Genomic DNA, 13210 nt, shown 5'->3' with positions numbered 1-13210 from the left:
GCTTCGGCGCATCAACTCAGAATCAGCAGCCCTCCCGGCAACGAGCGCGAATTCAGCCCGAACGAGCGTTCGATCTGTAGCAGCGCCTCGTCGAGAATCGCGATGGCGAAGCGCCCGCTCACCGGGCTATTGCGGCGGGAGTCCGCCATCAGCACCACCCGGCCCGGGCGATACCGGTTGATCTCTTCGACCACCTTCACCAAGGGGGTTTCGCGGAACACGAGTTCGCCGCGTCGCCATGCCGACACGGCTGCTGGCTCGATGCCTGCCACGCCACCGATGGCGTCGTCGCGATAGACCGTCTGCTCGCGCGCAATCAATCGGCGCTCGCCAGCCGGGTGCATCACCCGTACCGTGCCTTCGAGACAACTCACGCAAACGCGGCCATCAAGGTTGCGGACTTCGAACCGACCCGCCGTCGCCACACTGCGCCCAGCCCCCGCGACCACGACGAACGGGTCGCGCGCCGCGCTCATGTCCACCGCGAGTTCCCCGGTGATCAGCTTCAGTCCACGTGCGCCGTCGGCACTCGCCTGCTGGCGCACGCTCGTCTGTGTGTTCAACACGACATTGACTCGTCCGGCCAGCGCAACGTCTCGCTGCTCACCCGTGGCCGTGCGGTAGTCGGCCCCCCAGGTCGCCAACGCGGGCCACAGCCCCAACGGCGGATAGACGGCAGCCACGCCCGCGACCGCTGCGACGCTCGCACCGGCGACGAGGAAGGCACGGCGACCGGCGGCAACGTCCCCACCGATCAGCCGCCGGTGGCGCGCCGCCACCGCCGGGTCTTTGCGCAGCAGTTCGCCGATGGCAGGACGCATGGCATGCCACTGGCGCTTTACCTCGTCGAAGGCCGCGGCGTGCGCAACGCTTGCCCCCTGCCAGCGGCGGAACGCGTGCAGATCGACCTGACGCACGTCGCCGCCAGCGAGCAGTGCGAGCCAGACGCGGGCCTCCTGACGGAGTACGTCGTCGCGCGAGCGTCCCGGGTCGGCCGGGCCGCTCGAATCAGTCGGATATCCAGGTGGCAAGGGTGTTCTCATGGTGATGCATGTCGCGTGTTCAGTTTCGTAACCCTGTGCTTTCGGGTGCCCATGCTTTTCTCATTCACCGGGCAGAATATTTTTGCCCTTCATATGGATGACATTTTTCGTCACGCTTTTCCGCCAGATTTTTTTGACGCCCGTGGGGGTGGCGATCGGGCGGCCATATGCTCCGCACAAAATGCCTGCGCCCGCCGCAATTCATGCTCGACAACGCTCACCGACACGCCGAGGTGTGCCGCGACGTCCTTTTGCGGCATACCTTCCCAGCGCACGAGCAACAACACGTCGCGCCGGCGCTGCGGCAATCGGCCGATGACACGCATGAGCGCCTCCATCTCTGCGCGCGCATCGGCGGTCTGTTCGGGGCCCGGCGCGGGGTCCGGCATTTCGAGAATTTCGTCGATATCGCTCGCACTCGCCTGTTGGCTATGGCTGCGCAGATGATTGATGGCGATGTTGGTTGCCATGCGCAGCAGGAAACCGTGCGGATTGAGCACCGTTTCCTGATCCTCTAACCGCGTGAGCCGCAGCCAGGTGTCGTGCAGCGCGTCTTCGGCAAGCTCCGGGTTGCGCAGCGAACGCACGAGATGACGCTTCAGATCGCCATAGCGCTTCGACAGATAGGCCATCAGCGCCAGCCGGACTTCCTCGGTCATGGCTAATGCCCCCCGGGGCGGCAGGCCGGCCCGTCGGGCGATTCGGGCAGGATCAGCATGGCGATGGGCTGCGGGAGGTCGAGCATCGGCGGCTGCGAGATACGCACACGCGATAGCGTGTCGATCAGCGGCCGATTCATCGGCGGCCCGCTTTTGGCCGATGAGGTCGATGAGGTCGATGAGGCCGATGGAGTCGACTGGGCCGACAGGATCGTGACGTCGACAACCTGCCCGTCCGGGGCGACCCGAAAGCGCAGCAGCGCCCGGTAGCGCGAGAGCGCCGTGCGTGGGTTGTCGCAAATTGCCTGCCAGACTTCGGACTGCACGAGCGCGTCGTAATTCGCCAGACGCGCTCGCTCGGCGCGCTGGCGCGCCTCTCGTTCGAGCGTGGCCGCGCCGCCCGGCACCAGCACGAAGGTAGTCACGCCCTGACTGCTGGCCGTCTCCACGACAAGCCCCGTGCCGCTGACCAGCAGGCGCAGCGCTTCGAGCGGTGTGTAGCGCCCCGACACAGCGGTGGCCATGCGCCCAGCGACAAGCGCGCTGCTGAACACAGCGGCGCGGCCGGAAACCGTGGAAAACCTATCCAGTGCCATATCGAGGGGTTGTGCGGGAATATCGAACGTGAACCGTCGCTCGGCGGTGTCTTCGGACGCCGATGCGGCGGCCTCAGGCGATTGCGCGAACGCGCTCCCGAATGCGCACAGGAAACTCAAGCCGCACATAACGCTGGCCAGCACTAGCCCACTGGCCGATGGCGGATTGCCTCTCATTTCGGTGGCACGATTGTCGGAGTTCTAAGCATGCGTGGAACCGCTGTCTCGCCAGCACTGTCGTTGAATAATGTGAATTTTCAGTGACAAACGACAGACTTTCGAGACGGCAAACGTCTTTCCGACAGCGCCTTTGGGTTAGCACATCAAGCCTCGTCCGGGCACATGGACTGGCTTTGATCGCGCGACGGCATCGTGCCGCGCCTTGCCGGGCGACGTTCAGTGCGCACGCCACCGTGTGCCGTACGGCCCGTGCGCATGGCGCAGTAGTCGAGGGTCTGGCGCAGGAGCGTGTCGACCTTGCGCAGCGACAGGCCGTAGCGGGCGGCCACCTCTTCGCGGGTGAGGTCGTCGACGCGCAACTCCATGAGCACACGCCGGTGGTGACCCGACATGTCTTCCAGTGCGCGGGCAAGCGCCGCCAGCTCGGAACGGGCATCGGCCACGGCTTCCGGGCCGGGCCCGCGATCGGGCAGAACGTCGAAGATATCGTTCTCGTCGGCGACGGAGGCCCACATGCGCCGCCCGCGCATCTGGTCGACGGCGAGGTTGTAAGCCATGCGGTAAACGTAGGTCTCGGCACTGCGAACGGCGTCGGGCAGCGTAGCACTGCCCAAACGCACCCAGGCCTCGTGCAGGCTGTCGCTCGCCGTATCGGAGCAGCCGAGGCGGCGCGACAGACGGCTGAGCAACCGGTCGTAGTTCGACGTCAGGCACTCGCGCAGTTGTGCACCGGCGGGGTTTTCCCGTCCGGATTCGTCGTTGTGGCGAGGCGCTGCTGCCGCATCGCCGACCTCCCCGGGCTGACCCGATCCATGCTCGGTACTCAGATCCACGGCAGTCTCTCCCGTGGTCCGGCTTCTCCCCGCTTGCCCTGCACAAACATTGTGTGCCCCCGATACCGATGAACGTTTCGCTCTGCCATTGACTACGGCTTCAATGACATGACGAACGGCGACGGGGAAATCCGCACACTTTTTTTGTAACGGGGGGGTGTGACCGGTTGCGGGCGAAGGGGCGAAAGTGGGTGCCGACGCGCGGCACGGCCCATCCTAGCCTGACCGGACGGTCTTTGGCGCGACTTTCAACCACCCGTCGCCAGACATCGTTGGTGATAAACGCCCTTCACGCCCTTCACGCAGATCGCGATGATCTTCGCGAGGACCGGATCACCTGGAACGAGTCGAAACGAGATTTGTTCCACTGGAAGGCGGGTCGGTTTTTCCCGGCAAAAGCAAGAACGTCTCCGGGCGCGTGCCACGCCACTTCGTAACTTCCGCGTTTGCAGTCAACCTATAGGCTCGTAAGATTGGACGAGCAACGTCATACAGTCGGTCAGGATCGGGCCCGTACATGTAGAGGTAGCCGTCATTTCCATCAAGGTGTAATTCGCTTTCGCTCAGTTCGCCCACTTGGGCGCGTTTGATGGCTTTTCCAAGACGCGCCTCGAGACTCCTAACGGTTGCATAGTCCGTTCGGTAGTAGTCGAAATGAACACTCACGGCCGGCCCGGCATGCTTCTCGGATTGCTCAACCGCCAACGCGCTGCCAACGAATGACACAAAGCAAAGAAAGATGGGGAGTGCTGAAATTCGAAACATCGGCGATACCTTATGAGCAGGAAGACTGCAATTTCGTCTAGACGTGGGGGTATCGTCAAGCGTCTACGAGTCCGAGAAAATCCATGTTGAAACATTGCTGTTTCTGTTTTTTCGCTCGCCCCGGATACACTGAATTCCCCGCGACCCAATACACATGAGGGATGTGATTTTAAGAAATCGATAACGTTGAACCACCATGTTGGCACTCGGTGAGCTTGTGCCAGCGCGCAGAGGCCGGCCGGGAGCCGTCATCCACTCGTCGGAGGCTCCGTGTTGCGATGGGACGTGTCTCGCTCCGATATGTGATCAAGCAAATACGCCACAAACCGGGTGAGTTTCGGCAACGGGCGCTGGTCGCGCCGATAGACGATGTGAACCGGTCGAGGTCGGGGCGAATAGGCTTGCAACACTTGCACCAACGTTCCACTGGCCAGATCGGAGGCTACCAGGATCTCCGGTTGCAGCAACAGGCCTGCCCCTGCGATTGCCGCCATCCGCAAGCCGTTGCCATCGTTGCAAGTAAACATTGAATCAGTCGTGGCATCCGGGCTGTCGTCATTCTCCAAACGCCATCCGCCGTGGCTACGCCACATCGAGTGAGACAGGACCTGATGTGCGCTCAGATCTTGCGGTGTCTGCGGACGCCCGTATTGCGCGAGATAACCCGGCGATGCGCAAATGACCATTCGATATGCGGTCAACGGTTTTGCAATCAAGTCGGCATCGCCCAAGTCACCGATGCGGATTGCGACGTCAAAACCGTCGTCAATCAGATCAACGTTGCGATTGGATAATTCCAGCTCGATGCGCACGAGCGGATACTTCTGACGGAAAGTCGCGGCAAGCGGGGCGATGACGCAACCGCCAAAGGTGATCGGCGCGCTGATACGCAACGTACCGGACGGAGACGCGCGAAGCCGTTCAACCGAAGTTTCGGCAATACGCATGTGTTCAAGCGCGCGCTTCACATCTTCGAAAAAAACTCGGCCGGCATCGGTCAGATTCTGCCGGCGCGTGGTGCGCTCTAGCAGGCGCGCACCGAGACGCTCCTCAAGGTCACGCACGTATTTACCGACCATGACCGCGGATATCTCCATCCGTTTGGCGGCTTCGGTAAAGTTTCCTCCCTCCACGACAGCGACGAAGGTTTCCATGGCACGCAACTTATCCATATTGCGAACTGGTGGTTAGTAGTGTCAGAAATTAGAGCATATTTATGGCACTTTTGATTCAGGGAAGAATGGTGACGTTCGAATCTGAATTCAAAAAGGAGTGGTGATGAAGATCGTCGTCGTGGGTGCGGGAGGGGACGTGGGTCGTTCCGTAGCGGATGAGCTTGCTAGAGATGACAAGCACGAGGTGATTCGTGTCGGTCGAACGCGGGGGGATGATCAGGTTGACATTACTAGCGACGAAAGCGTGAGCGCATTGTTCGAGCGGATCGGTACCGTCGACGCCATCATTATTGCGGCTGGCAATGTCATTCTGGAGCCGGTTGTAAAGATGACGGCGGCCGATTTCCATAAGGGCTTGCAGGACAAGCTGCTCAGTCAGGTACGCGTCGCGCTAATTGGTCAACATTACCTGCGAGATGGCGGATCGATTACGCTGACTTCCGGCATCGCGGTAGATGATCCCATTGCGCAAGGCGCCCATGCTGCCGCGTCGAATGCCGGGATCGAAGGGTTCGTGCGTGCTGCTGCGTGCGATTTTCATCGAGGCATACGCATCAATGCCGTTAGTCCGACCGTGTTGATTGAATCGATGAACCGATTTGGTCCGTTCTTTCCAGGCTACGAAGGCGTGCCCGCGGCACGTGTCGCAATGGCCTACCGGCGTAGCGTCGAAGGGGTACACAGCGGTCGCATATATCGGGTCGGCCATTGAGAAATGGGCTGGTGACACTCTCGCTAGCGCTTTGTGCCGTCGGTTTTCGCATGTGCGGATGGAAAAATTGAGATGCTGGATTGCGCGGGCGTCCCCGCGCACCATCACCTCCCGTTACCAGCCGCGATGCCACCCATAGCGCGGATGCCACCATCCCCAGCCATGGTGTGGGTGATACCGCCACGAATAACCTGGGCCCGGCACCACCCCAACCGGCGCAACGTAGACAACGCCTGCCGGGGCAACTGCCGCTGGTTCAACTGGCGCGACGACACAGCCGGACAGCGAGGCTCCCAACAGCAGCGACGCGACCAACGTGTAACAGCGTTTTGATTTCATTTTGACCACCCAATCGTTGTTGCCGGCGGATTGCGCCGAAACTTACTGCCAGCCCGGGTGGCGCGCCCGGTAGTACTCAAGCGCTGCGACGCGTTCCTGCTCGGCTTGCCGCGCAAGTTGCTCTGCTCGCGCCATGTGGCCGCCGAACTCGCCGCCGTGTTCCATTTGGATGACGTGCATTTCCTCGATTGACCGTTGAAGATCATGCGTGGCTGCCATGGCCTTGTCGTGAAGTTCATCGGCAAACGCGACATTCACCATCAAAGCCGCGCACAAAAGCATGGGGATAGTTTTGAGTTTCATCGGTATCTCTCTTCCTTGTTGAGTTGAAACGAGTGGGCCTTGCCGTAGTAACGCCCGGTCGCCGACGAATGTTGACGCGACACCTACGTGGATTTGTAAGCCTGTATTACCCGGCATTACGTCTCTGCGGGCGGGCTGTTCCAGTTGGACCGATGCGCAGTCGACTCGCCGGAGCTGAGCTGGCACGAGCCGTCAATGTCCATCGTCGCAGTCGCTGGCTTCCTCAACAGTCACGGTCGCCAAAAGCCGCATCGATTACGACGTGACCATTCGCAAACACGATTGCCTCGGGAGGCCACTCCGGTATTAGGTGTGAACAGGTGAGATTTTGGGTGAAGAAGGGAGACGATCGGAATTCGCAGAAGGACCCCGCCTGGTGCTACCAGACGATGTTTCGCGCGAATTTCAGGGAAGAAGTGAGACCGACAAAACCGATGCCAAAACGGGGAGTTGGTGCGAGGAAGGGGACTCGAACCCCTACACCCTTTCGGGCGTCAGGACCTAAACCTGGTGCGTCTACCAATTTCGCCATCCTCGCAGCCCGTGGGTGTCGGTCACCTCGGTAAGGTGTCGACATCCCGGCATCGGGTCGACGGCATGCGGTCCAGTCGGACATGAAAAGGGGCGACTGATCGCCCCGCTGCATGCGTCAAAGCAGGCGAGCATTCTACACGAACTGAAAATCGTCGGCAATCGTTCAACGCTTGGCCATTCAATGCCCAAATCCCATCGCTGCACGCCCGGGTTGATGCCCGTGAAGCGGGTGCCGATACTGACATTGCCCCCCTTCATAAGGAGCTCTCGAATGACCGCCCCCTCCCACACGTCAACGACGGCCCGCAAACACCTAGAGCCATCACCAGAACATCCGATCGCAATCACACCCGCAACCACTCGCGTCGTCGTGCGCGCCAACGGCCGCACCATTGCCGATACGCGCAACGCTCTCACGCTTTGCGAAGCTTCGTATCCACCCGTGCAGTACATCCCGCGCAAAGACGTCGACATGTCGCGCCTGACACCCACCGCGCATCACACCTATTGCCCCTATAAGGGCGACGCGTCTTACTACTCCATCACCGATTTGGGCGAGGCCGGCGAAAACGTGATCTGGACCTACAACACGCCATTCGACGCCGTCAAACCCATCGCCACCTACCTCGCGTTCTACCCGGACCGCGTCGACAGCATCGACACCAGCGAGCGCCTCGACGACTGATCGTCCTTGCCCGACCCGCCTCGGGACAGCAATGCTAGAATTCGCCCCAATTCATGGCATTGCCCCGGCTGCGCGCCCGCGCGCCAACGTTCGGGCCAATGACCCGACCGATACCCCGAAGCGCATGCAACCCCACGAGACAGCCGACGACAATGTCGGCACCCCCGCCGGCCCCACACAGGCCAACGCGTATTGCCGTCAGAAAGCGGGGCCGCAAGGCTCGGCGCTCTACTACGCCCTGCTGCAATTGCCGCCGTCCAAACGCGATGCCGCCTACGCCGTGCACGCGTTCTGTCAGGAAATCGCCGACATTCACAGCGCTGTGCACGACCCCGGCGTCGCGCACGCAAAGCTCGACTGGTGGCGTCAGGAACTCACGAATCTCTTCGCAGGCAAGCCGGTGCATCCGGTCACGCGAGCGCTCGCGCCGGTGGTCAAGGACTCGGGTCTGTCGCGCACCGCGTTCGACGCGGTGCTGCATGGCGCAGAGATGGATCTGTCGCAGATGCGCTATCTGGATTTCGCCGGCCTGAATCACTACTGCGACGCCGCCGGTGGCGCCCCCGCCGAACTCGCCTCGCATGTGTATGGCTTCGACGACGCGCAGACGCCCGCACACGCGCGTGCGCTCGGCCATGCCATCGCGCTGGCACGGCGCGTCACCGAGGCGGGCGTCGATGCCCGCGCTGGATACGTCTATTTCCCGATCGATGAATTGCAACGCTTTGGCGTGACCGCCGCGGATATTCAGAACGGCAAGTATTCGCCGGAATTTCTCGCGCTGATGAAGTTTCAGGATGCGCGGGCACGCAAGGCTATCCGCGAGGCAATGGCCGCCATTCCCAAGCGCGACCGCCGCAAGCAAAAGCCGCTGCTCGCACTCGCCGCCCTGCAACTCGCCCTGCTCGACGAAGTCGCCGCGAGCGACTATCAGGTGCTGCACCAACGCATCGATCTCACGCCGCTGCGCAAGTTCTGGCGCGCCTGGCGAGCACGGTAAGCGACTGGCGGCACGCTGCCGCCAGTCAGCAACACCGTGCTACGCCCGCAGAATATCCAGCGGACGGAATGGGCCACCCAGCACCGATTGCGGGTTGAGCCCCCACCACCGCTGCAACACCGTCGCGTAGACATCGCGGAAGTCGACGGCGAACGGCAGGTTGCCGTTGCCGTCGAGCCGGTCCAGTCGCGGCACGTCGCCATACATCCCGCCACGCACGCGCCCACCCGCCACAAAGTGCGGCGCCACCGTGCCGTGATCGGTGCCGCTGCTCTGATTCTCGCGCGGGCGCCGGCCAAACTCGGCATACGTCACGATCATCGTCGACTGCCAGCGGTTCAACTCGGTCAGCCCGGCGCGCAGCGCCATCATCCCATCCGCCAACTGCCGCAACAGGTTGGCCTGCTGCCCCGGCTGGTTCTGGTGCGTATCGAATCCGTTCAGCGTCAGGCGAAGCACGGCCACGCCGCGCCCGGGCTGCGGCACCCCCGTCGGCGAATCGGCCGCAGCCACCACCTGCAAGGCGGTCTTCACCACGTTGCCGAATGCGCCTTGCGGCATCGGCGTCTTGAGCACGTATTGCCCCTGACGCGGGCGCAAGCCATCGGCCGCCTTCACGATATCGTTCTCAACGCGCAGCACATGCGCCAGCGCCGGGTTGCTTACCTGCGCCGCATTGGCAGACGCGAGGCTGGCGTCGCGCAGAAACTGCGCCGGGTTGGTCAGCGTGACCGCGCGTGCACCACCCGCCAGCGGCCCTAGCTCCGCGCTGCCGACGATCACACCATCGGCATCGAAACCGGTCGGCACCGCGTGCTCGGCGAACGCTCGCGAGAGCCAGCCGTCGCGCAGGTACTCGTCGGAGCGCGACGCGGTGTTCCAGATTTCGATCGAACGGAAGTGCGACAGATTCGGCTGCGGATACCCCACGCCCTGCACGATCGCCAACTCCTTTGCCTGCCACATCGGCATGAGCGCCCGCAGCGACGGATGCAGCCCGCTGCGATCATCAAGTTGCACGACCTGATCACGCTTGATGCCGATCGTCGGGCGCAGCGTCGCGTAGGCAGGATCGGCGTAAGGGATCACCGTATTCAAACCGTCATTGCCGCCCTTCAATTCGATCAGGATCAGCAGATTGCCGTAATTGCTCGCCCCGGCAAGCGTCCCCGGGAACGCACCGCCGAGCGATTGCGTGGCGGCCAGCAACGGTGCCGGGGTCAGCCATGCGGCCCCGAGGCCACCGGCGAATGTCAGAAAATCGCGTCGATGCATGTCACACCTCACTTCAACTGATAAGCCGGATCCATCAACAACGCCTGCAAATACGCCGCACTATTCTCGCTGGCCGTTTGCGGTGCCGCCGGTGCAAACGGCAGTACCGCCCGCTGCAAAGCGTCACGCGTGCTCGCCTCGGGCACATCGACCGGCCCCAATGCATAGGGTTGCAGCCAGCGCGCCAGATCGAACCGAACGCCGGCCACCGTGCGCGGCATCGATTGCGGCTGGTACGCCGTGCGCTGAACACCCGGGCGCGCCGTCACCATCGGCGGCGCCATCGCCGGGCCGCCCGCGTTGGCGTTTTCCGTCGCACGGAACATGCGCTCGACGAACTGCTTGCGCGCCAGCAGCGTCGTGCTGTCGATCCACGCGTCGCCGCCGGGCCAGCCCTTCACATTAGGCGGGCGGAACAAGTCCTGCCCGAGTACCCGCATCTGCTGAGCGAGCATCGCCGGATCGTCGTAGCCGATGTCGAACTCACGCACGGTATCCGTCACGAACTCCGATGGAGATTTGACCAGCGTGCCGCGCGTTCGTGCGTCCCAGAATGCGGGCGTCAGCAGCAGCGCCTTCAATGCCGCGCGAATGTCGTAACCGCTCGAACGGAAGACGTCGGCCACGCGGGTGACTTGCGCAGTGTCGGGGGTCGGCGAGACGAACTCGCGCCACAGCTTGGTCGTGACGAACGTCGCCGTCTCGGGCCGGGCGAGCAGAATGTCGAGCATCTGGTCGCCATCGAAATTCCCCGTCTGGCCGAGCACGGTCTTGGTATCGGTGTCGTGGAAATTCGGCCGCCAGAGATAAGTCATCGTCGGCCGGTCGATGCTCCAGCCGGTGTAGGCCCTTGCCGCCTCGCGCACGTCCAGTTCGGTGTAGTGCCCCTCGCCCAGCGTGAACAGTTCCATCACTTCGCGCGCGAAGTTCTCGTTCGGGTGGCCCTTGCGGCTGCCCGCCCCGTCGAGATAGATCAGCATCGCCGGGTCTTTCGACACGCTGTGCAGCAGGGTGCCGAAGTTGCCCAGTGCATTGGCACGCAGCAATACGTTTTGGCGATAGAGCACCCCCGGCTCGCGCACCTTGTCGTCGCTTGAGACAAAGTGGTTGTGCCAGAACATGGTCATGCGCTCGGTAAGGGGTGACGGCGTGGTCGCCATTTCCTGCGCCCACCAGCCAGCCAACTGGTTCGCCATGAGATTGCGTCGCTGGTCGAGTGCGCGACGCTGTTCTTGGGTCAAGTTCTTGACCGCCTCGCCGTAGAGCGGCGCCTCGTTGACCCACGCGGGCACCGGTGTCACCGCGGTGCGGCGAGTCTCTGCGAGCAACCGGTCAACCGCGTCGGCACGCGTCAAGCCGACAAACGGGGCCAGCTCACGTGCGTCGGGGGCGTAACCGGTCCGTGTAAGGAGAAAGCGGGCATCGCCCTCGCTCAACGTGCGCTGAGCCGGATCGGCAACGGCGGGCGGGCGGGCTGCGCGGTGCGAGGCATGTTGCGTGGCCGTGGCTGGCTTGGCACCGGCGTTCTGCCCGGGTAGTGCTGTCAGCGCGACTACCGCCACCATCGCTGCGGCGAGAGATGACCGGGCAGTTGCCGCGCTATCGGGCCGAACGAACCGTTCGGAAAAGAGACGTCCCGGCCAACGGTGGACGCAAAAAAAGCCAGCGTCGGTCGAGGCTGGCTGGATTCGGTTCGGCTTCATGAGGCGCTCGCATCACAGGGGGCAACGTTGGCGAACGGGGCTGGGCTTCGTCTATAAGCGGATCAGTGGCTATACAACTCGCGCACCGCATCCTGAATATGCTGACGAAGCAAGCGCCGGTCTTCCGGGGTCATATGGCCGTTGGGACGGCGGCCCGCCGGCGGATTCGGCAGATCGTCGGCACGACGCTCGGCATTCGAATCGCTGGCAGGTGAATTCTTTGGCGCGTTGCGTTGCTGCGGCGAAGCACGCTCGACCTTCGGTGCGGCGTGCGTCTGAGCGCTGAAATGCGGCACGGGACGGGCATACGTCACGCTCAGGTGTCCCCAGAGCATGATCCCCCCGAACAGTAGCGAAAACTCAGCAGCCCATCTCATCTTTTGCGTATGTCCTTCATGCCACGCGGCAGGTTTTCGCCCTGGCAGGGGTGCAAGTGTACCCACTGCCTATGGTCAGCGCACAAGCCGTAGGGTAAATTATGTAACCCTTTGTAACCCGCTTTGGCGGCCTCCTCAGTTCGCGGCATTTCGAGCTAAGATACGTGGCATGGAAAATAAAAACGCTTCCAAAATTCTGGTTGTCGACGACGATCCGCGCTTGCGCGACTTGCTGCGTCGTTACCTCGGGGAACAGGGCTTCAATGTCTTCGTGGCCGAAAATGCCACGGCCATGAACAAGCTTTGGGTGCGCGAGCGGTTCGATCTGCTCGTGCTGGACCTGATGCTCCCCGGTGAAGACGGTCTCTCTATTTGCCGCCGTCTGCGTGGCGCCAACGACCGCACGCCGATCATCATGTTAACGGCCAAGGGCGAGGATGTCGACCGAATCGTCGGCCTCGAAATGGGTGCGGACGATTATCTGCCGAAACCCTTCAATCCGCGCGAACTCGTCGCCCGCATTCACGCCGTGCTGCGCCGTCAGGCCCCGCCTGAACTCCCCGGTGCGCCCAGTGAAACCATGGAGACGTTCGAGTTCGGTGACTTCGCCCTGAACCTCGCGACGCGCACACTCACCAAGAACGGTCAGGAAATTGCACTGACCACCGGTGAGTTCTCCGTGTTGAAGGTCTTCGCCCGTCATCCGCGTCAGCCGCTCTCTCGCGAGAAGCTGATGGAGTTGGCACGCGGTCGCGAATACGAAGTCTTCGACCGCAGCCTCGACGTGCAGATCTCGCGTCTTCGCAAGCTGATCGAGCCCGACCCGGGCAGCCCGCGTTTCATCCAGACGGTCTGGGGCCTGGGCTACGTCTTCATCCCGGACGGCGGCGCGTGATCGCTCGGCTTTACGTCTCACGCAACAAAACGACGCCGGTCGCGACCTCTTCGCGCACCGGCGTCGTGTCTTATCCGGGCGGGCCACTGATGGCCGGCCGGGCAACCGTGCACGCACGCATTTCGCATTAGACGGA

At 62.6% G+C, this 13210-nt stretch carries 13 protein-coding genes and 1 tRNA gene; 4 read left to right on the top strand and 10 right to left on the bottom strand.

Annotation, left to right across the window (positions count from 1 at the left end):
* Positions 1–11 precede the first annotated feature (11 nt).
* The 5 genes from AT302_RS09845 to AT302_RS09825 all read right to left on the bottom strand — a co-directional run bounded on the left by AT302_RS09845 (position 12) and on the right by AT302_RS09825 (position 5248).
* On the bottom strand, positions 12–1043 hold the full coding sequence (locus tag AT302_RS09845; protein ID WP_064675060.1) for a FecR family protein: 1032 nt from the start codon (positions 1041–1043) through the stop codon (positions 12–14).
* Between the two features lie 110 nt (positions 1044–1153).
* Positions 1154–1702 (bottom strand): RNA polymerase sigma factor, encoded by a 549-nt coding sequence (locus AT302_RS09840; protein WP_058378287.1) that lies wholly within the window; start codon positions 1700–1702, stop codon positions 1154–1156.
* A 2-nt stretch (positions 1703–1704) separates the two neighbouring features.
* The gene (locus AT302_RS09835; RefSeq protein ID WP_157125750.1) at positions 1705–2475 is read right to left on the bottom strand and encodes an STN domain-containing protein; all 771 of its coding nucleotides are present in this window, start codon (positions 2473–2475) and stop codon (positions 1705–1707) included.
* 146 nt (positions 2476–2621) lie between these two features.
* Positions 2622–3311 carry an RNA polymerase sigma factor gene (locus AT302_RS09830; RefSeq protein ID WP_058378285.1) on the bottom strand — a complete coding sequence of 230 codons (690 nt, stop codon included), beginning with the start codon at positions 3309–3311 and terminating at the stop codon, positions 2622–2624.
* A 1013-nt stretch (positions 3312–4324) separates the two neighbouring features.
* Complete coding sequence (locus AT302_RS09825; protein WP_058378284.1) at positions 4325–5248, bottom strand: LysR family transcriptional regulator; 924 nt, start codon at positions 5246–5248, stop codon at positions 4325–4327.
* A gap of 106 nt (positions 5249–5354) precedes the next feature.
* Between AT302_RS09825 and AT302_RS09820 the strand changes: the two genes are divergently transcribed.
* Positions 5355–5963: a short chain dehydrogenase gene (locus AT302_RS09820; protein ID WP_058378283.1), complete on the top strand. Its 609-nt coding sequence runs from the start codon at positions 5355–5357 to the stop codon at positions 5961–5963.
* A 381-nt stretch (positions 5964–6344) separates the two neighbouring features.
* Here the strand turns inward: AT302_RS09820 and AT302_RS09815 are convergent, their stop codons facing one another.
* Positions 6345–6605 carry a hypothetical protein gene (locus AT302_RS09815; RefSeq protein WP_058378282.1) on the bottom strand — a complete coding sequence of 87 codons (261 nt, stop codon included), beginning with the start codon at positions 6603–6605 and terminating at the stop codon, positions 6345–6347.
* A 451-nt stretch (positions 6606–7056) separates the two neighbouring features.
* Positions 7057–7143: transfer RNA gene (locus AT302_RS09810), tRNA-Leu, on the bottom strand.
* A gap of 267 nt (positions 7144–7410) precedes the next feature.
* On the opposite strand from AT302_RS09810, the gene AT302_RS09805 reads away from it, so the two are divergent.
* Positions 7411–7824 carry a DUF427 domain-containing protein gene (locus tag AT302_RS09805; RefSeq protein ID WP_058378281.1) on the top strand — a complete coding sequence of 138 codons (414 nt, stop codon included), beginning with the start codon at positions 7411–7413 and terminating at the stop codon, positions 7822–7824.
* A gap of 31 nt (positions 7825–7855) precedes the next feature.
* Complete coding sequence (hpnD, locus tag AT302_RS09800) at positions 7856–8824, top strand: presqualene diphosphate synthase HpnD (RefSeq protein ID WP_084656133.1); 969 nt, start codon at positions 7856–7858, stop codon at positions 8822–8824.
* Between the two features lie 39 nt (positions 8825–8863).
* Here hpnD and AT302_RS09795 read toward each other — a convergent pair whose 3' ends face one another.
* The 3 genes from AT302_RS09795 to AT302_RS09785 all read right to left on the bottom strand — a co-directional run bounded on the left by AT302_RS09795 (position 8864) and on the right by AT302_RS09785 (position 12179).
* Positions 8864–10099, bottom strand: coding sequence for a DUF1501 domain-containing protein (locus AT302_RS09795; protein WP_058378280.1), 1236 nt, complete (start codon positions 10097–10099; stop codon positions 8864–8866).
* Between the two features lie 8 nt (positions 10100–10107).
* The gene (locus AT302_RS09790) at positions 10108–11664 is read right to left on the bottom strand and encodes a DUF1800 domain-containing protein (protein ID WP_407668846.1); all 1557 of its coding nucleotides are present in this window, start codon (positions 11662–11664) and stop codon (positions 10108–10110) included.
* Positions 11665–11864: 200 nt separating this feature from the next.
* Entirely contained in the window at positions 11865–12179 is a 315-nt protein-coding gene (locus tag AT302_RS09785) for a hypothetical protein (RefSeq protein ID WP_064675059.1), read from the bottom strand.
* Positions 12180–12348: 169 nt separating this feature from the next.
* Here AT302_RS09785 and ompR point away from each other — a divergent pair, with 169 nt between their 5' ends.
* A complete protein-coding gene (ompR, locus tag AT302_RS09780) occupies positions 12349–13074 on the top strand; it encodes an osmolarity response regulator transcription factor OmpR (RefSeq protein ID WP_058378278.1) in 726 nt (241 codons plus the stop codon).
* The last annotated feature ends 136 nt before the right edge of the window (positions 13075–13210 follow it).

The organism is Pandoraea norimbergensis, assembly GCF_001465545.3.
In the GTDB taxonomy this organism is placed as follows: Bacteria; Pseudomonadota; Gammaproteobacteria; order Burkholderiales; family Burkholderiaceae; genus Pandoraea; species Pandoraea norimbergensis.
This window is presented reverse-complemented; position numbering and strand designations above follow the sequence as displayed.

Coding starts and splice junctions, on each gene's coding strand:
- AT302_RS09820 (WP_058378283.1), top strand. CDS start 5,355: ATGAAGATCGTCGTCGTGGGTGCGGGAGGGGACGTGGGTCGTTCCGTA.
- ompR (WP_058378278.1), top strand. CDS start 12,349: ATGGAAAATAAAAACGCTTCCAAAATTCTGGTTGTCGACGACGATCCG.
- AT302_RS09795 (WP_058378280.1), bottom strand. CDS start 10,099: ATGCATCGACGCGATTTTCTGACATTCGCCGGTGGCCTCGGGGCCGCA.
- AT302_RS09815 (WP_058378282.1), bottom strand. CDS start 6,605: ATGAAACTCAAAACTATCCCCATGCTTTTGTGCGCGGCTTTGATGGTG.
- AT302_RS09785 (WP_064675059.1), bottom strand. CDS start 12,179: ATGAGATGGGCTGCTGAGTTTTCGCTACTGTTCGGGGGGATCATGCTC.
- AT302_RS09835 (WP_157125750.1), bottom strand. CDS start 2,475: ATGAGAGGCAATCCGCCATCGGCCAGTGGGCTAGTGCTGGCCAGCGTT.
- AT302_RS09840 (WP_058378287.1), bottom strand. CDS start 1,702: ATGACCGAGGAAGTCCGGCTGGCGCTGATGGCCTATCTGTCGAAGCGC.
- AT302_RS09845 (WP_064675060.1), bottom strand. CDS start 1,043: ATGAGAACACCCTTGCCACCTGGATATCCGACTGATTCGAGCGGCCCG.
- hpnD (WP_084656133.1), top strand. CDS start 7,856: ATGCTAGAATTCGCCCCAATTCATGGCATTGCCCCGGCTGCGCGCCCG.
- AT302_RS09790 (WP_407668846.1), bottom strand. CDS start 11,664: ATGGTGGCGGTAGTCGCGCTGACAGCACTACCCGGGCAGAACGCCGGT.
- AT302_RS09805 (WP_058378281.1), top strand. CDS start 7,411: ATGACCGCCCCCTCCCACACGTCAACGACGGCCCGCAAACACCTAGAG.
- AT302_RS09825 (WP_058378284.1), bottom strand. CDS start 5,248: ATGGATAAGTTGCGTGCCATGGAAACCTTCGTCGCTGTCGTGGAGGGA.